Below are 22,630 nucleotides of genomic sequence, written 5' to 3'. Positions count from 1 at the left end.
GCTCCTCGGCTTTCTGTTCGTGGCGGCTAACTATGTAAACCATACAGTTCAGTTCACTTAAGGGCCAGGGCTTTGTCCACCAGCGCGCCCGCGCCTCCGGTGTACGCGCCCGGATCGCACAGCTGCGCCAGCTCCTGCGTGCTCCGGCGTCCCGCGAACACCGGCTCCGCCGCAAGCAGTTCGTACAGTGGCCGGCCGCTCGCCTCGGCCTCGGCCGAGACCCGCGTCAGCAGCTGCTTCGCCGCTGCCTTGCCCAACTCCGGCGCCAGCACGGCCGCGATCCGCTCCGACACCACCTGACTGCCGGTCAGCAGCAGGTTGGCCCGCATCCGTTCCGGCCGGGCCGTGAGTCCGGCGGCGAGCTCGGCCGCCGTGTGGGCGGCGCCGCCGACCAGCCGCAGGCATTCGCGCAGCAGCTGCCATTCGGCGTGCCAGGCCCCGGCCGAGCGCTCGTCCTCCGAGACCAGGCACTGCACGAGCCCGGTGGCCAGCACCGGCACCTGGAGGGCGGCGCTGCGCAGCAGCGTGCTCAGGACCGGGTTGCGCTTGTGGGGCATGGCCGAGGAGCTGCCGCGGCCGGCCACGGCCGGCTCGGCGACCTCGGCGACCTCCGTGCGGGCCAGGTTCTGCACGTCGATCGCGATCTTGCCGAGGGCTCCGGCGGTGAAGGCGAGCGCGGCGGCGAGGTCCGCGATCGGGGTGCGCAGGACGTGCCAGGGCAGCGCGGGCCGGGCCAGTCCGGTCTCGTCCGCGAAGGCCCCGACGAGGTCGTCCAGGTAGGCGCCGGGCTCCGGGGAGCGCTTCGCGCCGTCGATCCGGGCGTATTCGAGGTAGCCGGCGAGCGTGCCGGCCGCGCCGCCGAGCGACACCGGAAGCCCGTCCTCCTGCACCCGGGCCAGCCGCCGGTCGGCGTCCAGGACCAGCTGCCGCCAGCCGGCCGCCTTCAGTCCGAAGGTGGTGGGCACGGCCTGGAGGGCCAGCGTGCGTCCCGCCATCGCCGTGTCGCGGTGCTCGCCGGCCAGCAGGGCCAGGGCCTCGGCGGTCCGGGCCAGATCGGCCCGGATCAGCTTCAGCGTCCGGCCGGCCACCAGCATGGCGCCGGTGTCGAAGATGTCCTGGCTGGTGGATCCGCGGTGCACGTACTCGGCGGCCCCGGTGCCCTGCGTGTCCTGCTCCGCCACCACCCGGGTCAGCGCCTGCACCAGGGCGACCACCGGGTTCGCGGTCTCCCGGGCGGCCAGCGCCAGGGCCCGCAGGTCGAGGTTCTCGGCCCGCGCCGCACGGGTGACGGCTTCGGCGGCCGCCCCGGGGAGGGTCCCGAGCCGGGCCTGGGCCCGGGCCAGGGCGGCCTCGGCGTCGAGCATGGCCTGGAGCCAGGCCAGGTCGGAGACGGCCTCCTCGGCGGGGGTGCCGGCCCGTACCGGCGACAGCAGCCCCGCGTCGGTGAGCGCGTCGTACGCGGCGGCGCTCATACCAGGACGCCCGTCAGGTCGGTCTCGGCCGGCAGCGGCGCGACGCCGTGCGGGACGACCGTCGCGGCCGGCAGGGCCAGGACGGAGCGGGCGATGGAGTCGGAGTCGCCGAGGGTGACCGAGTCCACGCCGGGGCGGATGCCGGCCGCGGTGACCCAGTGCACGGACTCGGTGGGGACCCCGTACGCGAACCGGCGCGGGTGGGCGCGGCCGCGGGCGTCGAGGAGCCGGTAGGGCCGCTCGGTGACCGCGAGGCCGCCGGACTCGTAGCTGGCGCCGTCGGGGCCGGAGATCCGGTAGGTGGTGCACTGCTCGGTGTCGAGGAGGTGGCGCAGCAGCGGGTCGTCGGTGCGGCGCAGGTCCGGCTCGGGCAGGCGGGCCTCGATCAGGACCGTGGAGCGGATCGCTTCGCCCGGGACGGTGCGGGAGGCGGCGATGAACGTGGCGTCGTCACCGGCGGCCGTGTCGACGCGGATCTCGGTCCCGGGACCGGTCAGGACGAGCACCCCGGCGTCGATCAGGGCGATCATCTCCTCGATGCGCGAGGCCGGCGGACCGATGGAGAGGAAGGCGTTGAGCGGCGTGTACCAGCCCTCCAGGTCGTCGCGGTGCGAGTCGGCGGTCAGGCCGCCGTGGTCCACCGCGAGGCGGATCTCGTTGCGCAGGTCGCGCATCGTGTCCAGGGCCGCCTTGAGGGGGCCGCTCAGATTGCCGGCCCGGGCCTCCTCGACGTCCTTGGCCAGGTAGCCGACCAGCCAGTCGCGGAAGTCCTCACGGCTGGTGAACTCGCGGTCCCCGTAGGGGCGGGAGAGCTTCTCCCAGTCCCAGCGCTGCGACGCGTCGATGCCGTAGACGTCCAGCAGCGAGTCCCGGTCCTCGGCGGACTCCAGGGACAGGAACCGCCGGGTGAAGCCCTCGCGCTCGTCACCGCGGCCCTGGGTCTCCAGCAGGGTGCCGTAGTAGACGCTCTCGGTCTCGCGGGAGATCAGCGGCCACAGGTCCGCGGAGAAGCTGATGCCCTCGCCGTCCTCGGAGCGCCGGCGCAGGTCGGCGATCTTCCCGGGGGTGAGCAGGCGCGGCAGGTAGCGGCCGTAGGCGCCCTTCTCGTTCTCGCCGCGGGCGTGGTACGGGATGCCCCGGCGCGAGCTGGCGTACAGCTTCGGCTCGTTGCCGGAGGCCTTGTAGACGAGGCGGCCGTCCTCCTGCCGGACGAACTCGCCGCCGCGGCCGGCGGTGAAGAGCGCCATGTGGTCGAAGAAGTTCAGGCCGAGGCCGCGCAGCAGGACGTTCTCGCCGGGCTTGACGACGTTCAGGTTCAGGTCCGCCGGGTTGGCGGGCGTGACGTACGTGAGGTGGTGGATCCGGGCGAGGCTCGCGGTCTTCGCCTCGCGGGGCGTCAGCCGCGCCGGTACGTGGCCCTGCGCCATCACGATCGCGTCGAGCTTGTTGAGGCGGGTGCCGTTCTCCAGCCGGATGCCCTGCTGCCCGCCGGGGCTGCCGTGCGTGTCGGCCATGGCCACGGCCCGGGAACGGTGCACCTCGACGGTGACGTTCGCGGGGGCGTTCGCGACGACCCGCTCGAAGGTGGCGCGCAGGTAGCTGCCGTAGAAGGCGCGGGTCGGGTAGGTGTTCGGGCCCAGTCGGCGGGCCTCGGCCAGGGTCGCCTCGTCGGCGGAGCCGCAGGCCACGTCCTTGGCCCACTCGTAGAGGCTCGGACCCGGCTCGATGGGGCCCTCGGTGCGGACGCTGTCGTCGGTGTAGATGGTGATCTGGGAGGCGACCGTGTTCATCAGCAGGTGCTGGGACTGGTCGGAGCGCCAGACCTGGCCGGCGCCGGGCGCCGAGGGGTCGACCACGTGGACGGTGACCGCGGAGTGCGTGGGGTTGCGGCGCTCGTTGGCGCACAGGCGCTCCAGTACGGAGAGGCCGCGCGGGCCGGCGCCGATGATGGCGACCTGGAGGTGTCCCTGCTTCTGTCCCTGGTTCGTGTTCATCGCTGCTCTCCGTTCGGGGCGGTGTTCTCGTCGAGGGTGCGGGCGCCGTGCATCCAGGCCACGTAGTCGTGGAGCTGGTCGGTGGTGAGGGCCGAGAGGTGCTCGTTGCGGGTGGCGACGGCGTCGCCCGAGGTGTGCCAGAGCTTGATGCTCTCCCGGGCGAGGAGCTGGATCTTGCCGGTGCGCTCGTGCCGCTCGGCGTTGAACTTCTCGAAGCGCTGAGGGAGTTCGCCGGAGCCGCAGTCGAGCAGGTCGCCCAGGATCACGGCGTCCTCCAGGCCCTGGCAGGCGCCCTGCGCCACGTAGTGGAGCATCGGGTGGGCGGCGTCCCCGAGCAGGGCGACCCGGCCGTCGGTCCAGGTGTCGACCGGGTCCCGGTCGACGAGGACCCAGGACTTCCACCCCTCGCCGAGGGCGAGCAGGCGCTGGGCGTCCTCGCCGAGGGCGGCGAACTCACGGCGGATGTCGTCCGCGGTGGCGGGGACTCCGGCGAGGGCCTCGGTGGCGTGGTTGTCGCTGCTGGCCGCGAGGTTGAGGTACTTGCCGCCGGCGATCGGGTAGTGCACGAAGTGGCAGTGCGGGCCAGTCCACCAGGTCACCGAGGTCAGGTGGCGCAGCTCCTCGGGGACCTGCTCCATCGGGATGACGGCCCGGTAGACGGTGATCCCGGAGTTGCGGGGCGCGCCGTCGCCGACGAGCTGGGCGCGGATCGCGGAGTGGATGCCGTCGGCGCCGATCAGGGCGTCGCCGGTGATCCGCTCGCCGTCCTCCAGGACGACCGAGGCGCTGGTGGCGTCCTGCTCGTACCCGACGGCGGTGACGGCGCTGCGCAGTTCGATGGCTTCGGAGGCCTGGCAGGCCTCCAGCAGCTTGGTGTGGAGTTCGGCGCGGTGGACGACGGCGTACGGGTTGCCGAACCGCTCGCGGTAGCGCTCGGTCAGGTCCATGCTGACCACGTGCCGGCCGGTGACCCCGTCCATGAACCGGAGCTCGTCCATCCGGACGGCGGTGGAGCGGACGGCGTCCCCGAGGCCGAGGCGGTCGAGGGCGTGCAGGCCGTTGGGGGCGAGCTGGATGCCGGCGCCGATCTCGGCGAATTCGGGGGCGCGCTCCAGGACGAGGACCCGGTGGCCCTGACGGGCGGTGGCGAGCGCGGTGGCGAGGCCGCCGATTCCGCCGCCGACGACGATCAGCTTCGACATCAGACCTTCTCCTCGGTGCGCTGCTGGCCGGCGCCGGCGCCGGAGGCGATCAGGCGGGCGAGTTCGAGCCGCTTGATCTTGGTGGTGGCGGTCTGCGGCAGGTCGGACTGGCGCCACTGGACGGGGTCCGCCATGGCGGGCAGGCCCGCGGTGGCGGCCTTCCATGCGGCCGGGTCGAGGGGCTTGTCGTCCTTGGTGCAGACGACGGGGACGGCGCGGCCGCTCTCGTCGGGGATGATGATGACCTCGGCGAGCTCGTCCAGCCGGGTGAAGAGGGTGTCCTCGGCGGCGAGGGTGGAGCCGAAGCCCTCGATCAGGTCGACCTCGCGGTCGAGCAGGTGCACGCAGCCCCACTTGGTGCGGTAGCCGACGTCGCCCATGCGCCACCAGCCGTCGGTGACCTGCTTGTCGTAACGTTCCTGCTCGCCGAGGTAGGTGACGATCCGGCCGTCGCTCTTGACCTCGATGAAGCCCGGGTTGGTCTCGGACGGCGGCAGTCCGTTGCGGCTGACGACGCGGACGTCGGTCATGCCGGGGAAGGGCATGCCCACGCAGCGGCCGTCGGCGTCGAGCCCGCGGCGCTTGGAGAAGGAGCGGGCGACGGCCGGGCCGATCTCGCTCTGCCCGTACAGCTGGCCGAAGACCGGTGCCCTGCGCTTCGTCGCCTTGAGCAGCCGCTGCACGGTGCGCGGGTGGATGGCGTCGAAGGTGCTGCTGAAGAGCTTCACGTTCGACAGCGGCCCGCGGGGGTCGTCGGCCATCTCCTCCCACTCCATGAAGGAGTTGGGGTGGGCTTCGAGGATGCCGGGGCGCAGCCGGGCGAACAGGTCGGCCGCCTGCTTGGGGTCGGAGTCGGCGAGGACGACGATCGGGAAGCCGCGGAAGAGGGAGATGGCGAGGGCGGTGATCAGCCGGGAGTGGACGAAGGAGACGTGCATGGCGATGGTCTCGCGGCCCGGTATGAGCGGCTTGGTGATCGTGGCCTGCGGGCGGTAGCGCGCCTGGAGGGTGGCGCCGGTGTGGACGGCGAGCTTGGGGGTGCCGGTGGTGCCGGAGGTGTGCGTGATGAGCGTCGGGTGCTCGGGCGGCATGGTCACGGCGGGGACCCGGGGCACCCCGGCGAGCGAGGCGAGCTCGGTGGCCTCCTGGTAGCTGCCGGAGGTGAGCAGCACCTGCTCGGCCTCCGCGAAGACCGAGGCGGGCAGCTCGGTCTCCAGCTTGTCCTGGTCGGTGAGCAGGTAGGGCTGGTCGGTGCGGCGTACGAGTTCGGCGACGGTCTCGCCGTCGAGCTTGGGGGACAGCAGCACCGGGACGGCGCCGATCCGGGCGACCGCGCAGGCCAGCAGGGTGATGTCGAAGCCGTCGGACTTGTAGACGACGACCCTGCGGCCGGGGCGGACCTTGGCGGCCCAGAGCCGGGAGGCGAAGTCGTCGATCAGGTCGGCGACCTCGGCCACCGTCGCCCGGCGGCCCAGGGCCGGGGCTATGTCCAGGTCGTGGTCGAGGATCACGACGTTCGTCGGATGCTTTCTCGCGGCCCGCTCGAAGAGCGTCCCGAGCCGGATTCCCTTGTTCCCGATGCGCTGCAGAATCATCGTCTGGCTCTTTCCACGTCAGCTGTGATGGAGGTGAGGTGCCGAATCGGACGGTTCGGGGTGCTCAGGCGCCGGTCCGGACGGGGCCGTTCCCGGCGAGGTCCTTCTCGATGACGACCTTGATGCGTTCGAGGGTGGTGGCGAGGTCGCCGGCGACCTTCTCGCCCCACTCGGCGAAGAACTGCTGCTTGCGGTCCTCGTCCATCTCGGCGGTGATGCCGGTGATCCCCTCGGTGGCGGCGCCCATCCGGAAGTGGTGGACCAGCAGGCTGCCTTCGCCGTCGGGCTCGATGGAGAAGCCCCAGACGCTGTCCTGCTTCTCGCCGGAGCTGTTGTGCATGGCCCACTGGAAGGTCCGGCCCGGCTCGGCGGCGACGACCTCGGCGTAGGTCGACCACTTGCCGCGCACCACGGGGGCCCAGGAGACGACGTCCTCGCTGCGCTCGTTCTCGCCGTGGAACACCGAGCCGACCGCGCCGGGTGCTCCGGTGGTCCACTCCCCGCCGAGGCACTCGGGGCTCCACTCGCCGCTCCGGGCCAGGTCGGTGACCACGGCGTACACCTCGGCCGGCGTGGCGGAGACGTGGATCTGGGCTCGCGACCGGAAGAGGGGCGTCTGGGTGTCGCTCATGGGGATGGGCCTCCTTTGGACTGGAACGTCTCAACTGCGGTGTTTCGGCGCCGTGTTTGGCGCCTCCCACTTCCTGAACCATACAGTTCAGTTCAACTGAACGCAACGGTTCAGTTCAGTTGGGATCTAGACTGGGCACCGCACTTCCGAGGAGTAGGGACCGACATGACCGCACGGAGCAGCGCACGGACCGGCACCACCGAGCCCCACCAGGCCGTTCCCACGGGGGCGCGCGCGGCGCGCAAGCGCGAGGCCATCCTGGAGGCGGCGCGCACCGTGTTCCTCCGCGAGGGCTTCGGGGCCGGAGTGGACCAGCTCGCCGCCGAGGCCGGCGTCTCCAAGGTCACCATCTACAACCACTTCGGCAGCAAGGAGAACCTGTTCAACGCCGTCATCGGGCAGACGCTCGACGAGGCGCTGGAAGTGGCCCAGTCGGTGATCCAGGCCAAGCTCGCCGAGTCGGACGACGTCCGCACCGACCTGCTGGAGGCCTGCCGCACCTGGGTCGCCGGCCTCACCACCCCCGAGGTGCTGGCGCTGCGCAACGTGATCGCGGGCGAGCGCCACCGCTTCCCCGAACTCGGGGCCACCTGGCAGGAGGAGGGCCCAGGCCGCCAGCACGCGGCCCTGGCCACGGCCCTGGGCCGGCTCGACGACCGCGGTCTGCTCCGCATCCCCGACATGGAGCTGGCCGTCCTCCAGCTCTCCGGCCTGGTCCTGTCCCCCCACCTGGTCTACGGGGTGTACGGCACGGCCCTCGACGAGGACCTCGCGGAGCGCCTCATCCAGGGCGGCGTGGACATGTTCCTCCACCAGTACGCCGTGAACGAGGTCTGACCGGGGCCGGAGGGGGGAGCCGAACGGGTCACCGGCCCGGCCGCCCGCCGTTTCGCCGGGGCCGTGGCCGCCGGGCGTCCTCAGGGCCGTCCCGTCATCCCCGGCGGGCGCACGACGCCGGCTACGGCACCTCGTTGCGTCGTCGGAACGCCCGAATACGCCCAGTACGGGGACGCCCCTCCGCTTGCGATGCACCGCATCCGACGCCGCGCGCCGATCCACCAGGGCCCACGGGACAGCCCTTAGGGTGGCCATCGCGCACGGGGGAGGCAGAAGCGGAAGAACGGACGGACGTTCATGACGTCGCAGCAATGGGAACGCTCGCTCCTCAGCGCCGCCTCGGGTCCCGCCGCCCCCGTCACCACCGTCACCCATGACGTCGGCCTGCTCGTGCTGCGGCTGGTCGTCGGTCTGACCATGGCCGCCCACGGCACGCAGAAGCTCTTCGGCTGGTTCGGCGGTCCGGGGCTCGACGCGTTCGGCAAGGGCTTCACCGCGAGCGGGTACCCGGCGGGAAAGACCATGGCAGTCGTCGCCGGCCTGTCCGAGACGCTGGGCGGGCTCGGCCTCGCCCTCGGCCTGCTCACGCCGCTGGCGGGCGCGGCCCTGATCGGCGTCTTCGTCAACATCCTCGCCGTGCGGAACCCCGGGACCTACTTCGCCCCCAAGGGCGTGGAGCTCGAAACGGTGCTGCTGGCCGGGGTCGTGGCCCTGACCCTCACCGGGCCGGGCCGCTTCTCCGCCGACCACCTCCTCCCCGTACTGCGGGAGTCGAGGCCGCGGTACGGCGTACTCGGCATCCTGCTGGGCGTGGTGGCGGGCTTCGCGGTCGTCCTCCTGCGCGACTGACCCCGGCGCTCCCCGCCCCCTGCGCTGCCCGCGCGGCCGCCCGCGTCTGCGCTGCCGTTCGCGCCCGCCCCGCTGCCCGCCTTTGCCCGCGTCGCTGCTGTCCGCGCGTGCCGTCCGCGTCCGCGCATCTCTCCGCGTCCGCGCCGCTGCCCGCGTCCGCGCCCGCGCTGCCGCCCGCATGCGCGTCGCTGTCCGCGTCTGTGCAGACCGGTCATTCCTCCCGGCCGCGGGGACCACGGCCGCCCGCGCTGCCGCCCGCGTCCTCGCCGCTGCCCGCGCCCACGCCGAACCCGCGCCCGCGCACCACCCCCGTCCGCGCCCGTGCGCTGCTGCCCGCGTCCTCGCCGCTGTCGGCGCGTTGCTGCCCGCGCCTGCGCCCACGCCCGCGCTGCCACCCGCGTCCGCGCCCGTGCGCTGCTGCCGGCGTCCTCGCCGCCGCCCGCGCGCTACCCACGCCCGCGCCCTGGCTGCTGCCCGCGTCCTCGCTGCTGCTCGCGCGCTGCCGTCCGCGTCCGCGCCGCTGCCCGCGCCCGCGTCCTGGCTGCTGCCCGCGCGCTGCCGTCCGCGCCTGCGCTGCTGTCCGCGCCGCTGCCCGCGCCCGCGCCGCTGCCCGCGCCCGCGCCGCTGCCCGCGCCCGCGCCGCCGCCCGCGCCCGCGCCGCCGCCCGCGCGCTACCCGCGTCCTGCGCCGCTGGCCGCGCTCGCGCGCTGCCGCCCGCGCCCGCGTCGCCCGTGGCGTCAGTGCAGGGTCAGCCAGGTGACGCCCGCCGCGGCGGCCGCGGCGGCGCCGGCGAGGGCGGCCGGTCGGGAGCGGCGCAAGGTGTACCCGACGAGCAGGGCGGTGAGGGCCACGGCCACCGTGCCGATGACGCCCCGCAACACCCCGTGGCTGTAGCCGAATTCCTCGAAGTGCCGCACGAGCCACACCAGCCAGACCAGCCTCATGACGCCCCCTCCGTGCCCCTGTATGACGCGAAGATCGTAGCTACGTGCCCGAAATGCCACCGGGGGCACCCGCCGGAAGCCGGCGCGGTGCCCCCCGTCGTGGTCGGGTCCGGCGACCGGGATCAGTCCTCGTAGCGGCCCAGGCGGTCCGCCGCGTAGTCGTCGAAGGCCTGGTCGATCTCCTCGGCGGTGTTCATCACGAACGGGCCGGCACGGAAGACGGGTTCGCCGATCGGCTCGCCCGTCAGGAAGAGCAGGTCGGCGCCGATCGGACCGCCCTCGACGCGGACGGCGCCGCCGTCGTCGGCGAGGACGGCCAGTTCCCCGTCGGCCAGCTCGCGCGCGGCGACCCTGCCGCTGCCCGACAGGACGTACACCGCCGCGTTGCGGCCCGCCGGCGCCGGGAGTTCCGCGCTCGCGCCGGGCGCGATCGAGGCGTGCACGACCGTCACCGGGACCTGCGTGTCGAACGGCCCGGTCACACCGAGCGCGGAGCCGGCGATGACCTTGAACCAGGAGCCGTCCAGGGTGCGGACCACCGGGATCTCCTGCGCCGTGTGGTTCTGGGTGCGCGGACGCAGCCCCTTGCGGGAGGCCGGCAGGTTCACCCAGATCTGGAGGTTGTGCTGCAGGCCCCCGGCCGTGCGGAAGGCGTCCGTCGGCTGGGCCGAGTGCACCACGCCCGCGCCCGCCGTCAGCCACTGCACCGCACCGGGCGGCACCACGCCGCGGCTGCCGGTGGAGTCCGCGTACTCGATGTCGCCCTCCAGGACGTACGCGATGGTCTCGAAGCCGCGGTGCGGGTGGTCGGGGGCGCCCTTGGGCTCACCCGGGCCGAGGTCCACCGGGCCGACCTGGTCGACCATCAGGAAGGGGTCCAGCTGCGGGATCCGCGGGGTGGGGAAGGGGCGGCGGACCGGGAAGCCCTCGCCCTCCAGCGTGTGCACCGGCTGCACCACGTCGGCCACCGATCGGAGCGCGGTGGCGGTGGCGGTGGCGGTGGCGGAACCCAGCGTGGTCATGATGCCTTCTCTCGTCGTTCGCGGTCGTCGCTCTCCGGTGGTGATGAGCTGTAATGAACCATACAGTTCAGTTCAGTTCGATGTCAGTTATACGGGAGGGACCGTCCCCGATCAAGTCCTGCGCACCGACCGGCCCGAGTCCTGCGCACCGGCCGGCCCGCCTCCCGCTCACCGACCGGCCCGCCGACAGATGACAGATACGGCCGTCCGCCGTTGTCGGTGCGCCCCGTGCGCGGACAGACTCCTGCTCATTCACCGACGTTCAACTCGCAGGGGCATGCCGGGCACGGCATTCGCTGCGCATGTCACCTTCGCGGAAGGACAGTTCATGCCCGAGCTCAAGATCCTGGCCATCTCCGGCAGCCTGCGCGGCGCCTCGTACAACAGCGCCCTCGTGCGCGCCGCCCAGAAGTTCGCCCCCGGTGACCTGGCCATCGAGATCTACGAGGGCCTGCGCGACATCCCGCCCTACGACACCGACCACGACGTCGACCCCGCGCCGGTCGCCGTGGCCGACCTGCGTCGCCGCATCGCCGAGGCGGACGGCCTCTTCATCGCCACCCCCGAGTACAACTACGGGATCCCCGGTGTCCTGAAGAACGCCCTGGACTGGGCGAGCCGCCCGGCCCTCGCCTCCTCGCTGACCGGCAAGCCGGTCGCCATTGCCGGCGCCGCGCCGACCAACTTCGGCACCGTCCGCGCCCAGCTCGCGCTGCGCCAGATGTTCCTGTGGACGGACTCCAAGGTCGTCGGCAAGCCGGAGCTGCAGATCTTCCGCGCCCACGAGCGTTTCGACGAGCACGGCAACCTGACGGACGAGACCACCGTCGAGATCCTCCAGCAGCTGCTCTCCGCGCTCGGTACGAAGATCCGCGAGACCCGCGCCATCGCCGAGGCCGGCCTCTGATCCGCAGCCGGTCCGTCCGCTGAACCCCCCCGGCCGGAGTCGCCAGCTCCTGCACGCTCCCCCCCTCTCCGAAGGGCCGCTCACACCCCCGTAGCGGCCCTTCGGTCATGCCCGGATCCGGCCATGACCACGGCGGCTCCCGGGCGGCTCCCCGGCGGCTTCCGGGCGGTTTCCGGGCGGCTTGCGCCCCGTTCCGGGAGTTGACGAAGCCTTCCCGACACGGTGCGCGAACACCCCGGGCCCTTGCGAGGATCGCCCCATGCGTGCAGCTTTCATCGAAGAACTGGGCCCCGCCGAGAACATCCGTTACGGCGACGTCGCCCCTCCGGCCCCCGGCCCCACGGACGTCCTGGTCGAGGTCGAGGCGGTCTCCGTCAACCCCGTGGACACCTTCGTCCGGTCCGGGCTCTTCCGCACCCCCGTCGAGTTCCCGTTCGTGATCGGCCGCGACCTGGTCGGCACGGTCGTAGCGGCCGGACCCGGCGCGCCCGGCTTCGCGCCCGGCGACCGCGTGTGGTGCAACAGCCTGGGCCACGGCGGCCGCCAGGGCGCCGCCGCCGAACTGGCCGTCGTCCCCGTCGACCGGCTCTACCGCCTGCCCGCCGCCGTGGACGCCGCCGAGGCCGTCGCCGTCGTGCACCCCGCCGGCACCGCCTACCTCGCCCTCTTCACCCACGGCCGCATCCGCCCCGGCGAGACCGTCCTCGTCGCCGGCGCCGCCGGGAACGTGGGCAGCGCCCTGATCGTCATGGCCGTCGAGGCGGGTGCCCGGGTCATCGCCACCGCCTCGGCGCGGGACGCGGGCCACTGCCTCGAGCTCGGCGCCGAGGCCGTCTTCGACTACAAGGACCCCGACCTCGACGACCGCATACGCGAGTTCAGCCCCGGAGGTGTCGACGTCCACATCGACACCTCCGGGACGAACGACCTGGCCGGAGCCGTCGCCCTGCTCGCGCCCCGCGGCCGGATCGTGCTCCTCGCCGGTGCCCGTTCCCAGCCCGTCCTGCCGGCCGGGCCGCTCTACATGAAGGACGGCTCCGTCGTCGGCTTCGTGATCTCGCACGCCACCTCGGCCGAACTCGCCGAGGCCGCTGGGGCGATCAACCGCCTGCTGGCCAACGGCAGGCTGCGCGCCCGCTCCATCGAGCGGGCTCCGCTGTCGGACGCGGCCCGTACGCACCGGCGCATCGAGGACGGCGAACTGCACGGCAGCCGCGTCGTCCTGCTGCCGAAGGAGTCCTGACGCAGACCCCGCCGGCCGACCTGACGGACTGAGTCGGCGGCGCCCCCTGCCGCTGACAGTGACTGCCAGACTCGCCGCATGGACGATTCCCCGGAGGCCCAGGCCCAGGCCCTGGCCGCCCCGCGCAGCACCTGGGTGCGGTTCGCGATCCTCGGCGCCGTGCAACTCCTGCTCAACGCCTCGGTGTCGGTGACCTTCGCCGCCGGCCCGGCCATGCAGCGGGAACTCGGCCTGAGCCGGATCGACCTCATCCTCGACAGCGCCGCCTACGGCCTCGCCTTCAGCGGCCTGCTGCTGCTCGGCGGCCGGCTCACCGACCGGACGGGGCAGCGCCGGCTGTTCACCCGGGGCACGGCCCTGTTCGCCGTCGCCTCACTCGCCGCGGCGCTGGCCCCCAGCTCGCACACCGTCCTCGCCGCCCGCTTCCTTCAGGGCTGCGGGGCCGCCCTCGCCGCCCCGGCGGCCATGGCCCTCCTGCGGGTCGTCTTCCCCGAAGGCCGGGCCAGGGCCGCCGCCCTGGCCCGCTGGGGTCTGCTGGCCAGCCTCGGCGCCGCCGTCGGCATCGTCCTCAGCGGAGCGCTCGTCACCTGGCTGACCTGGCGGTGGAGCTTCGGGCTGCTCGCCGCCGCGGCCACGGCCGTACTGGCCCTGGCCCCCCGCTCGTTGCCGGCCGGGCCGGCCCCCGTACGGGTCCCCGTGGACCTTCTCGGCGCGGTGCTCGGCACGCTCGCGCTCTCCACCCTCGGCTACGGCCTCGTGATGGTCGGCCCGCACGGCTGGGCCGCCACCGAGGTGCTCGCCCCGCTCGCCCTCGGCGCGGTCCTGCTCGCCGTGTTCGTCGCCGCCCAACAGCGCGTCCGCGCACCCCTGCTGCCGCTCGCCTTCCTCGCCTCGCGCCGCCGGGCGACCGCGCTGGTCTGTGCGCTGCTCGGCCCGGCGATCGGTGCGAGCACCGCCTTCCTGCTGGCCCTCTACTTCCAGCAGGTGCGCGGCTATTCGGCCTTCCAGAACGCGCTGGCCTTCATCCCGTACAGCGCGATGCTGCTCGGCGTCGGCTTCCTGGCGGGGCGCATCGTCGCCCGCCACGGCGTCCGCGCGGTGGCGGTCGGCGGACTGGCCGTCATCGCCGCGGGGCTGTTCCTCATCGGCGGCGTGGGGCTGCGCACGGGCTCGACCCCCTGCGTCCTGGCCGGGCTGGTCATCCTGTCGGCGGGGATCGGCACACTGATGTCCGCCGCGGTCGTGGGGGCCGTCAGCGGGGTCCCGGAGGAGCAGTCCGCGCTGGCCGGGGCGGTGGTCAACACGGCCATCCTGGCCGGTCCGACCATCAGCCTCGCCCTGATCACCTCCGCCGCCGACGCCCGCACGGCCACCCTGCTGGCCGCCGGTGATCCGGCCGCCGCGACCGGCGGGTACGCGTTCGCCTTCGAGGCGGCCTGCGCGGTGTTCGTCCTGGCCATCGGCCTGGCCGGGTACGGGCTGGCGCCGGACCGCCGCCCGGTCCGCCGGGAGCGGCCGCGGACCGCCGAACGGCAGGCAGAACACTCCTCCACTCCGGCCTGACCAAGGGGGGCAGGCCGGGGTGGAGGTCCCGGACCCGACCAGGGTCACTCAAGGTGACGGTGGCACGGGTGCAGCAAGCGGGGTGGCTGACGATATATGTGCAGGTAGGCGGGTTTTGGTCAGTGATTCACGGTGTGTTTGGAGGGGGGCGCGGCCGCGTCTCCGGTTGCCGAATGTGACGGCGTGGCGGTGAGTGGACAGGGGCGAACCCCGTGCCCCCCGACTCTGAACAGGAGAGCATCTTGCACCGCATCACCCGCTACACCCTCCCCGCCGCCCTCTGCGTGACGCTGCTCGGCGCGTCCCCCGGTCTGGCCGGTGCCGCCGACGCCCCCACCAAGGCGACCACTCCGGCGAAGAAGGCCATCCCCGGCGCCGAGGCGCTGACCGCGCAGGTCGAGTCCCTGGGTGCCGCAGGCAGCCTGATCACCCCGGTCACCAACTTCCTCGGGGAGGTCCTGAGGTCACCGGACGGCAAGCTCCCGGACGCGGACCTGGCCGCGCACAAGCAGAAGATCGAGGCTGCGCTCGCCAGCCTGAGGAAGACCTTCGCGGCGGCGGCCCCGGCGGCCCCCGAGGCCGCGGCCAAGCCGCCGGCGAACACGCCGATGACCCCGGTGGTGGCCCCGGTGGTGACCCCGGTGGTCCTGCCGAACGCACCGGCGGACGAGAACCCGGTGGACGAACCCCCGGCAGAGGCGGCCAAGCCCCCGGCCACCCCGGCCAAGCCCCCGGTCGAGGCAGTGAAGCCGCCGGTCGAGGCCGTCAAGCCCCCGGCGGAGGCCGTGAAGCCCCCGGCCCAGGTCGTGAAGCCGCCCGCGGAGGCTGTGAAGCCCCCGGCCGAGGCTGTGAAGCCCCCGGCGGAGGCCGTGAAGCCCCCGGCCCAGGTCGTGAAGCCTCCGGTCGAGGCTGTGAAGCCCCCGGCGGAGGCTGTGAAGCCCCCGGCTCAGGTCGTGAAGCCTCCGGTCGAGGCTGTGAAGCCCCCGGCGGAGGCTGTGAAGCCCCCGGCTCAGGTCGTGAAGCCTCCGGTCGAGGCCGTCAAGCCCCCGGTCGAGGCCGTCAAGCCCCCGGCGGAGGCTGTGAAGCCCCCGGCCGAGGCCGTCAAGCCGCCCGCGGAGGCTGTGAAGCCCCCGGCGGAAGCGGTGAAGCCTCCGGCCGAGGCCGTGAAGCCCCCGGTCGAGGCCGTCAAGCCGCCCGCGGAGGCTGTGAAGCCGGTTGAAGCCGCGCAGCCGGCCGTGCCCCCGGCGGCAGTCGTGAAGCCTCCGGCCGAGGCCAAGCCCGTCACGCTTCCGGCCGCCGTGCCGGCCGTGGCGCCGGCCGGGATGAACCGGGCCGTGAACCGCGCCCGCCTGGACGCCGTGACCGCCGCCGTCGACCACCTCAAGGCCTCCATCGACGAAGTCGCCAAGGCGGCCGGCCCCTGCAACTGCACGACCGACGCCAAGGCCAAGGCCACGAACGTCATGGCCGACCTCGGGACCACAGTGGTAGCCGTCTTCACCGGCCTCGGACTGCCCGGCATGCCCGCCGCCGCCCCCGCGGAACCGGCCGACTAGCGCCCCGGCGCCGAGCCGGCCCGGCCGTCGCCGCACCCGCGGAGGCGGCCCGGCCGGCACCCCCGGCGCCGAGCCCCCGTCCGCCCCCGGCGCCGCCCCCGGCACCGGGGGCGGACGGGCGACCTCGTACGACCCCTCCGTGCGACCGCGCGACCTCACGAACACCCTTGACGCGCCCCGCCGCCCGGTGGACGCTCCCGGCTCTCGCACCAGAACGGTTGCAGCTGGGGGGCCGCCATGCCGGAGCAGTCTGTCGGATCAGGATCAGGATCAGGGTCAAGGCCAGAGTCAGAGCCGGAACCGGAATCCGAACCCGTCCGGACGGCGGGGGAGCTGCGCGCACGGCTCGCAGCGCACGGAGCGCGCTGGTCCGTCATCGAGCACCTCGCCGACGAGGAGCCCGTGCCCCGGCCCTCCCTCGGCCTGGAACCCGGGGCGAACCTCACACCCGCCGAGGAGGCCGGCTCCGTCGATCTGCGGGGGCTCATCGGGCACGAGAGCGGCAATCCGCACCTCACCCGGCGGCGGGCGGCCCACGGGCTGCTGCCCGGTGTGCAAGGGGCGGCCGTCGGGGCCCGGCCCGCCGCCGTCGACTGGCGCAGCCGCTGGGGCTGGCCGTGGATCACCAAGGTCAAGGACCAGAACCCGTGCGGTTCCTGCTGGGCCTTCGGCGCCGCAGGCCTCGTCGAGTCCATGGCCCGCATCGAGCACGACGTCTGGGCGGAGCGCTCGGAGGGGGACGTCCACGACGGTCTGAAGTTCACCTGCGGCCAGGGCTCCAACCCCGAGACCGCCCTCGACTGGATCAAGGGCAACGGCGGCCTGGCCGATCCGGACTGCTGGCCCTACTCCCCGCCCCCGGCGACCGTGCCCGCCGACCGCCGCGACGCCTGGCGCGCCGAGTACACCCCCAGCTGGGACCGGTCCGGCCGTACCGTCCGGATCACCGACTACGTCCGCCTCGGCGACGTGGAGCAGCAGAAGGTCTGGCTCGACACGGTCGGCCCGCTGACGGCCTGCTTCGACGTGTACGACGACTTCTTCGGGCTGGGCTCCGGTGTCTACCACCGCACCAGCGACCGCCTCGCGGGCGGCCACTGCGTGCTGATCGTCGGCTACGACGACGCCGCGGGCTGCTGGCTGTTCAAGAACTCGTGGGGTCCGGGCTACCACGTCGGCGGCTACGGGCGGATCGCCTACGGCGAGGTCAGGATCGACCACTGGGCCAAGTGCGGGCTGCGCGGCACCAACGTCGACCCGTGGAGCAAGCGCCGCCTGCACGCCGGCAACGTCTACGAGAGCGGCAACGGCCGCGCCCACCGCAACTTCGAGATGCTCTCCACCGCCGGCGGCGGCCGCCTCCAGCACTGGTGGCGCGAGGGCGATCCCCCCTTCCCCTGGGCCCGAGCGCAGGCCTACGCGAACGACGCCTCCGGCCAGCCCGCCTTCACCGGGACCACGTACAACCGGAACATGGAGTCCCTGCACGTCACCACCGGGGGCCGGCTGCGCCACTGGTACTACGAGCAGTCCGCCGGCGTCTGGCGCGACGGCGGCGCCTTCGGGCCGGGCGACGCCGCGATCGGCTCGACCCCGGCGTTCATCCAGAGCGACTACGGCAAGCCGGGCAACTTCGAGGTGGTCGTCCGCACCGCCGACGGGCGCCTGAACCACTGGTGGCGGATCAACGGCGCCCCCTGGACCTGGAACGACGGCGGCCGTTTCGCCTCCGGCATCGCCCACTTCGGGCCCGCCCTCGTGCAGACCCGCAGCCGCCACCTCGACCTCGTCGCCACCCGTGCGGACGGCCGGATGCAGCTGTGGTGGCGCGACGACCCGAACGGGTTCACCTGGCGCCCCGGGGAGGTCTTCGGCAGCGCCATCACCTCCGCGCCCTGCCTGATCGAGGCGCAGTACGGGGCGCTGGACGAGGACACCGCCGGGAACTACGAGCTCTGCGCGGTCGGCGGAGGAGGCCGCGTCGAGCACTGGTGGCGGGGCAACGCCTCCGGTTCCGCATGGACGCGCAGCGCCGAGTTCGGCCACGACGCGCTCGCCGTCACCGGGATGCTCCAGGGCAGTTTCGGGTTCAACCTGGAGGTCATCGTCCTGCGCACGGACCGCCGGCTCCAGCACTACTGGCGGGACCCGGCGGGCTGGCACGAGGGGCCGGTGATCGGCCCCGTCTGAGCGGGAGGTCGGCGGGGTGGAGGTACGCAAGGTCGCCCTCGGCGCCGGTGAGTCGTACGAGCTGCGCCTGACCGGGCGCGGCGCCCGCGGGTACGTGTGGACCTGGCAGGTCAGCGGGGACGCGGACGCCGTCAGCGTGGACGAGGCCCCGCCGCCGCCCGTGCAGGTCCTGCCGGGAGCGCCGCTGGAGCGGACGTACGTCGTCCACGGCCGCTGCCCCGGCGGACGGGCCCGGATCCGCTTCGCGCAGATCCGCCCGCCCTACCCGCAGGAGGCCCCGTACGACGAGTTCGTCCTGGAGGTGGAGGTCACGGCTGCGGCCGGGGGCGCGGCGCCCGCCCGCTGAGGACCCGGTGCTGTACGGCTTCCAGCGGGCCCCGCCCGAAGCGGCGCAGCCACAGCCGGGACGCGGTGAGCAGGGCGAGGCTCACCGCCGCCCACAGGCCCATCACCCACCAGGGGCCGCTGGCGCCCAGCCGGTCGGCGAGGCCCCAGCCGATGCCGTAGCAGAGCAGCATGCAGAGCAGGTTCTGGCCGACGTAGCAGGACAGGGCGGTGCGTCCGACGGAGCCGAGGGCGCCGGCCCCGGGCACCCGGAACCGGTCCAGGGCGCAGCCGATCAGGCCGATGTACCCGACGGCGACCAGCGGGGCGATGCCGTAGCGGCCCAGGACGAAGAGGTCGGGGCCACCGAGCGCGGCGGCGGCGCCCAGCGGCAGCCCGAGGCCGAGGCCCCAGGCGGCCATCCGGACCCGGATGCGGCGCCCGCCGGCGGTCGGCGCGAAGGCGCCCGCGCGGTGCAGCCGCACGCCGAGGAGGAACAGGAAGACGAGCAGTCCGAAGGAGAAGACGGGCTCGATGCGCAGCGCGAGGGCGTGGTCGAGGCGGAAGCCGACCTGGTCGAGGTAGCCGCGGTGGGCGTACAGCGCGACCGCGGCGGGATCCGGGGCCTTCGGCCCGGAGTCCGGCCGGGCCAGGTCCCCGAGCGTCACGAGGCCGACCAGGGTCAGGTGGAGTGCGGCCGCGGTCCACATCGCGGCCCCGCGCACCCGCTCGGAGCGGGCGAGCAGCCAGGCCACCAGCAGGGCGGTGACCGCGTACCCCATCAGCACGTCCCAGGCGAAGACGAGGACGAAGTGGACGGTCCCCTCCAGTAAGAGGAACGCGGCCCGGCGCGGATAGGGGCCCGGCCACGGCGCGCCGCGGCGGGCGGCGGAGTCGTACTGGATGGCCAGGCCCACCCCGAACAGGATGGTCAGCAGGGACAGGAACTTCCCGTCGGCGAGGAACCGGAACAGGGACTCGGCGATGTGTGCGGCGGACGGGTCGGAGAGCGGGTCGGGTGCGTTCAGGCCGCCCTGGAGCACGGCCCACTCGGAGCCGGGGGAGGCGAAGATCCAGACGTTGGTCATGAGCGTGCCGAGGATGGCGGCACCGCGCAGGACGTCGAGGAGCGGCAGCCGGGTCGCGGTCACGCCGGGGGCGACGAGAGTGGTGTGGGCCATGGGTCCAGCGTCCCGGCGCGCGGCGGCCCGGACGTCCTGCCGGTGGACGAAGCCCGGGTACATCCTTCGATGCAGCGGCCCCGGCGGCGGTCCACATCGCGGACGGGGCGACCGGTGCACCGCTCATGTATCTATCCTGTGCGCATGCCGTCAGCCGCGCCCCCCTCCCTGACCGCCACGGGCACCGCCCCGACCACCACGGGTAACGCCCCGACCGCCGTCACCGCCGCCGAACGCGTGTACCGGCACGTCAAACAGGCCGTCCTGGTGGACCGCCGCTACGAAGGCGGCACCCTGCTCACCGAAGGCGAACTCGCCGACGCCGTCGGGGTGTCCCGCACCCCGGTCCGTGAGGCGCTGCTGCGGCTGGAGACCGAGGGGCTGCTGAAGCTGTACCCGAAGAAGGGCGCACTGGTGCTGCCGGTCTCCGCGCAGGAGATCGCCGACGTCATCGAAACCCGGCTGCTGGTCGAGGAGTTCACCGTACGCCGGGCCGTGCCGGCGCCGCCCGGCCTGCTGGAGCGGCTCGCCGCCCTGGTCGAGGAGCAGCGCCGGCACGCCGCGTCGGGGGACCTGCCCGCGCTGATGGCCGCCGACCGGGGCTTCCACGCCGAGATCGTGCGCAGCGCCGGCAACCAGATCCTGAGCCGGCTCTACGACCAGCTGCGCGACCGGCAGCTGCGGATGGGCGTGGCGCTGCTGCACGCGCACCCCGAGCGGGTCGAGCGGACGCTGGCCGAGCACACGGAGATCCTGGACGCGCTGCGGGCCGGGGACGCGGAGACCGCGGCCGCCGCCGTCCGGGCCCATGTGGGCCGGGTCGAGGCGCTGGTGCGCAAGGCCGGCCGGTGACCGGGCAGGTGAACGCGCCGACGCCGTTCAGGGACCCCCCGGGCGGCCGGAAGGCGGTGGCCGTCTGGTCCATCGGCGTCGCCGTCTACTTCGTCGCGGTGATCTTCCGTACGAGCCTGGGCGTGGCCGGGCTGGAGGCGGCGGACCGCTTCCACGTCAACGCCTCCGCCCTCTCGACCTTCTCCCTCCTCCAACTCCTGGTCTACGCGGGCATGCAGGTGCCCGTCGGCCTGATGGTGGACCGGCTCGGCACCAAGCGGGTCCTGACGCTCGGCGCGGTCCTGTTCACGGCGGGCCAGATCGGCTTCGCGCTCTCGCCCACGTACGGGATGGCCCTCGCGGCCCGCGCCCTGCTGGGCTGCGGCGACGCGATGACCTTCATATCCGTACTGCGGCTGGGCACCCGGTGGTTCCCGGCCCGGCGCGGCCCCCTGATGGCGCAGCTGGCCGGCCTGGTCGGCATGGCCGGCAACCTCGTCTCCACCCTGGTGCTGGCCCCCGTCCTGCACGGGGTCGGCTGGGTGCCGGCCTTCGCGGGCAGCGCCGTGGCGGGCCTCCTCGTCCTGGTCCCCCTCACCCTCTTCCTGAGGGACCACCCGGAGGGCCACGAGCCGCCGCCGGCACCGCCGGGCGGCGGGGGCTTCGTACGCCGCCAGATCCGCGACTCCTGGCGCGAACCCGGCACCCGCCTGGGCCTGTGGGTGCACTTCACGACCCAGTTCCCGGCGATGGTGTTCCTGCTGCTGTGGGGCATGCCGTTCCTGGTCGAGGACCAGGGGCTGGCACGGACCACCGCCGCGGGCCTGCTGACCCTGGTGGTGGCCTCGAACATGGGCTTCGGCCTCGTCTACGGCCAGCTCATCGGCCGCCGCCAGTCGGCCCGCATCCCGCTGGCCCTGGGCACCGTCGCCGTCACGGCACTGCTGTGGGCCTCGGTCCTCGCCTACCCGGGCGCACACGCCCCGATGTGGCTCCTCGTCACCCTGTGCACCGTCCTGGGCACCTGCGGACCGGCCTCGATGATCGGCTTCGACTTCGCCCGCCCCGCGAACCCCGCGGAACGCCAGGGCACCGCCTCGGGCATCACCAACATGGGCGGCTTCCTCGCGTCGATGACGACCCTGCTGGCCGTGGGCCTCCTCCTGGACGCCACCGGCGACAACTACCGGATCGCCTTCTCGTCGGTCTTCGCGGTGGAACTCCTGGGTCTGACCCAGATCCTGCGCCTGCGCCCCCAGGCCCTGACCCGCGAACGCACCCGACTGGCCGCCGCCCCCGCCGCGTCCGGAACCCCGTCCGAATCCCCGAGGCCGGCGCCCGCATAGCCCAGGAGGGGCCGTTGCCGGATCACCGCGGCGACGGTCCTACGGGGTCACGGCGAAGTTCGCCAGGATGGCGTCCGCCAGCTCCGCATCGCCCTCGATCTTCACCCGGTCCGCCACCGCGCCCGCACGGACCCGCCCCGCCGCGAGCCGGACGTACGTCTCCCAGTCCGTCGTCAGCGTCACGGCCGGCCCCAGCGAGGGCGCCTTGTCGACCGTCGCACGCCCGTCGGCGCCCACGCGCACCGTCCGCATGAACTCCACCGGGCCGTGCACGTCGACGACCACCGCCGAGTTCGCCGGCGCGCCGGCCAGCTTCGCGACCACCTTCGGCAGCCCGGCGAGCAGCAGGTCCCGCGCCACGTACGCCCCCGGCGAGTCCCAGTTCCCCGGCACGCCCAGCGCCGCCCGAAGGTCCTGCTCGTGGATCCACACGTCGAACGCGCGCAGCCGCAGCGCGTGCTCCAGCGTCACCTGGTCGCCCAGCGGCCCGCGCACCATCGTGGCCGGATCCCGCTTCTCGTTGCGCAGCTGACGCGACCGCCGGATGATCGTGTACTCGAGTTCCGACGTCATCTCCGGCGCGGTGTGGTGCCGCCGGACGTCCACCTGCACCTCCATGTACCGGCTGAACTCGTCGACCACGTGTCGCAGGTCCCTCGCGACGGTGTGGATCGGCCGCGGATCCCCCAGCTGCTCGCATTCGATGCCGATGATGTGTGACACCACGTCACGGACGGACCAGCCAGGGCACGGCGTCGCCCGGTTCCACTCGCCCTCCGCCAGGGGGAGGACCAGCTCGGATATCGCCTCGATGGAATGCGTCCACGCGTCGGCATAGGGCTGGAGGCTGGGATGCGGCTGGACGGTCAACGGGACCCCTCGCGTGCTGTTCAGTGGCGCGTTTTCTGGAAGCGTGTGGACTGCTTCCAAAACTACGCTGCCG

At 73.7% G+C, this 22,630-nt stretch carries 19 protein-coding genes; 10 read left to right on the top strand and 9 right to left on the bottom strand.

Annotated features, from left to right (window positions below; all coding sequences use genetic code 11):
• Positions 1-53: 53 nt before the first annotated feature.
• The 5 genes from pcaB to ACIPK4_RS08040 form a co-directional block, all read right to left on the bottom strand.
• Positions 54-1,472, bottom strand: a complete 1,419-nt coding sequence (gene pcaB / locus ACIPK4_RS08060) for a 3-carboxy-cis,cis-muconate cycloisomerase (RefSeq protein WP_402310083.1) — start codon at positions 1,470-1,472, stop codon at positions 54-56.
• Complete coding sequence (locus ACIPK4_RS08055; RefSeq protein WP_402310081.1) at positions 1,469-3,466, bottom strand: FAD/NAD(P)-binding protein; 1,998 nt, start codon at positions 3,464-3,466, stop codon at positions 1,469-1,471. The genes pcaB and ACIPK4_RS08055 overlap by 4 nt, the downstream gene beginning before the upstream one ends.
• On the bottom strand, positions 3,463-4,668 hold the full coding sequence (locus tag ACIPK4_RS08050) for an FAD-dependent oxidoreductase (protein WP_402310078.1): 1,206 nt from the start codon (positions 4,666-4,668) through the stop codon (positions 3,463-3,465). Before ACIPK4_RS08050 ends, ACIPK4_RS08055 begins: the two co-directional genes overlap by 4 nt.
• Positions 4,668-6,263: a class I adenylate-forming enzyme family protein gene (locus ACIPK4_RS08045; protein ID WP_054221641.1), complete on the bottom strand. Its 1,596-nt coding sequence runs from the start codon at positions 6,261-6,263 to the stop codon at positions 4,668-4,670. Before ACIPK4_RS08045 ends, ACIPK4_RS08050 begins: the two co-directional genes overlap by 1 nt.
• Positions 6,264-6,327: 64 nt before the next feature.
• Positions 6,328-6,894 (bottom strand): SRPBCC family protein, encoded by a 567-nt coding sequence (locus ACIPK4_RS08040; protein ID WP_054221642.1) that lies wholly within the window; start codon positions 6,892-6,894, stop codon positions 6,328-6,330.
• A gap of 165 nt (positions 6,895-7,059) precedes the next feature.
• Here ACIPK4_RS08040 and ACIPK4_RS08035 point away from each other — a divergent pair, with 165 nt between their 5' ends.
• Both ACIPK4_RS08035 and ACIPK4_RS08030 read left to right on the top strand, forming a co-directional pair.
• Entirely contained in the window at positions 7,060-7,731 is a 672-nt protein-coding gene (locus ACIPK4_RS08035; RefSeq protein WP_402310076.1) for a TetR/AcrR family transcriptional regulator, read from the top strand.
• A 297-nt stretch (positions 7,732-8,028) separates the two neighbouring features.
• Positions 8,029-8,580 (top strand): DoxX family protein, encoded by a 552-nt coding sequence (locus tag ACIPK4_RS08030; RefSeq protein ID WP_402310073.1) that lies wholly within the window; start codon positions 8,029-8,031, stop codon positions 8,578-8,580.
• A 737-nt stretch (positions 8,581-9,317) separates the two neighbouring features.
• On the opposite strand, the gene ACIPK4_RS08025 is transcribed toward ACIPK4_RS08030, so the two are convergent.
• Positions 9,318-9,524, bottom strand: a complete 207-nt coding sequence (locus ACIPK4_RS08025; protein ID WP_402310071.1) for a hypothetical protein — start codon at positions 9,522-9,524, stop codon at positions 9,318-9,320.
• A 122-nt stretch (positions 9,525-9,646) separates the two neighbouring features.
• Positions 9,647-10,546, bottom strand: a complete 900-nt coding sequence (locus ACIPK4_RS08020) for a pirin family protein (protein ID WP_402310068.1) — start codon at positions 10,544-10,546, stop codon at positions 9,647-9,649.
• Positions 10,547-10,874: 328 nt separating this feature from the next.
• Between ACIPK4_RS08020 and ACIPK4_RS08015 the strand changes: the two genes are divergently transcribed.
• The 6 genes from ACIPK4_RS08015 (at position 10,875) to ACIPK4_RS07990 (ending at position 18,351) form a co-directional block, all read left to right on the top strand.
• On the top strand, positions 10,875-11,453 hold the full coding sequence (locus tag ACIPK4_RS08015; RefSeq protein WP_054221647.1) for an NADPH-dependent FMN reductase: 579 nt from the start codon (positions 10,875-10,877) through the stop codon (positions 11,451-11,453).
• Between the two features lie 259 nt (positions 11,454-11,712).
• The gene (locus ACIPK4_RS08010) at positions 11,713-12,696 is read left to right on the top strand and encodes an NADPH:quinone reductase (protein WP_402310065.1); all 984 of its coding nucleotides are present in this window, start codon (positions 11,713-11,715) and stop codon (positions 12,694-12,696) included.
• 78 nt (positions 12,697-12,774) lie between these two features.
• Positions 12,775-14,259, top strand: a complete 1,485-nt coding sequence (locus tag ACIPK4_RS08005) for an MFS transporter (RefSeq protein WP_402310063.1) — start codon at positions 12,775-12,777, stop codon at positions 14,257-14,259.
• Between the two features lie 242 nt (positions 14,260-14,501).
• A complete protein-coding gene (locus tag ACIPK4_RS08000) occupies positions 14,502-15,815 on the top strand; it encodes a hypothetical protein (protein WP_402310060.1) in 1,314 nt (437 codons plus the stop codon).
• A gap of 402 nt (positions 15,816-16,217) precedes the next feature.
• Positions 16,218-18,005, top strand: coding sequence for a C1 family peptidase (locus ACIPK4_RS07995; protein ID WP_402310057.1), 1,788 nt, complete (start codon positions 16,218-16,220; stop codon positions 18,003-18,005).
• Positions 18,006-18,021: 16 nt separating this feature from the next.
• Positions 18,022-18,351 carry a protease inhibitor I42 family protein gene (locus ACIPK4_RS07990; RefSeq protein ID WP_054221652.1) on the top strand — a complete coding sequence of 110 codons (330 nt, stop codon included), beginning with the start codon at positions 18,022-18,024 and terminating at the stop codon, positions 18,349-18,351.
• On the opposite strand, the gene ACIPK4_RS07985 is transcribed toward ACIPK4_RS07990, so the two are convergent.
• Complete coding sequence (locus ACIPK4_RS07985) at positions 18,314-19,510, bottom strand: DUF418 domain-containing protein (RefSeq protein WP_402310054.1); 1,197 nt, start codon at positions 19,508-19,510, stop codon at positions 18,314-18,316. The two genes, ACIPK4_RS07990 and ACIPK4_RS07985, sit on opposite strands and share 38 nt — an antisense overlap.
• A 144-nt stretch (positions 19,511-19,654) precedes the next feature.
• Between ACIPK4_RS07985 and ACIPK4_RS07980 the strand changes: the two genes are divergently transcribed.
• A complete protein-coding gene (locus tag ACIPK4_RS07980) occupies positions 19,655-20,362 on the top strand; it encodes a GntR family transcriptional regulator (protein ID WP_402310052.1) in 708 nt (235 codons plus the stop codon).
• Complete coding sequence (locus ACIPK4_RS07975; RefSeq protein WP_402310050.1) at positions 20,359-21,687, top strand: nitrate/nitrite transporter; 1,329 nt, start codon at positions 20,359-20,361, stop codon at positions 21,685-21,687. The genes ACIPK4_RS07980 and ACIPK4_RS07975 overlap by 4 nt, the downstream gene beginning before the upstream one ends.
• Before the next feature lie 39 nt (positions 21,688-21,726).
• Here the strand turns inward: ACIPK4_RS07975 and ACIPK4_RS07970 are convergent, their stop codons facing one another.
• On the bottom strand, positions 21,727-22,557 hold the full coding sequence (locus tag ACIPK4_RS07970) for a maleylpyruvate isomerase family mycothiol-dependent enzyme (protein WP_402310048.1): 831 nt from the start codon (positions 22,555-22,557) through the stop codon (positions 21,727-21,729).
• Positions 22,558-22,630: the final 73 nt, after the last annotated feature.

The organism is Streptomyces sp. NPDC086989 (assembly GCF_044745505.1).
Classification (GTDB): Bacteria; Actinomycetota; Actinomycetes; order Streptomycetales; family Streptomycetaceae; genus Streptomyces.
Note: the sequence above shows the minus strand (reverse complement) of the source record. Positions and strands in the feature narration are given on the sequence as shown.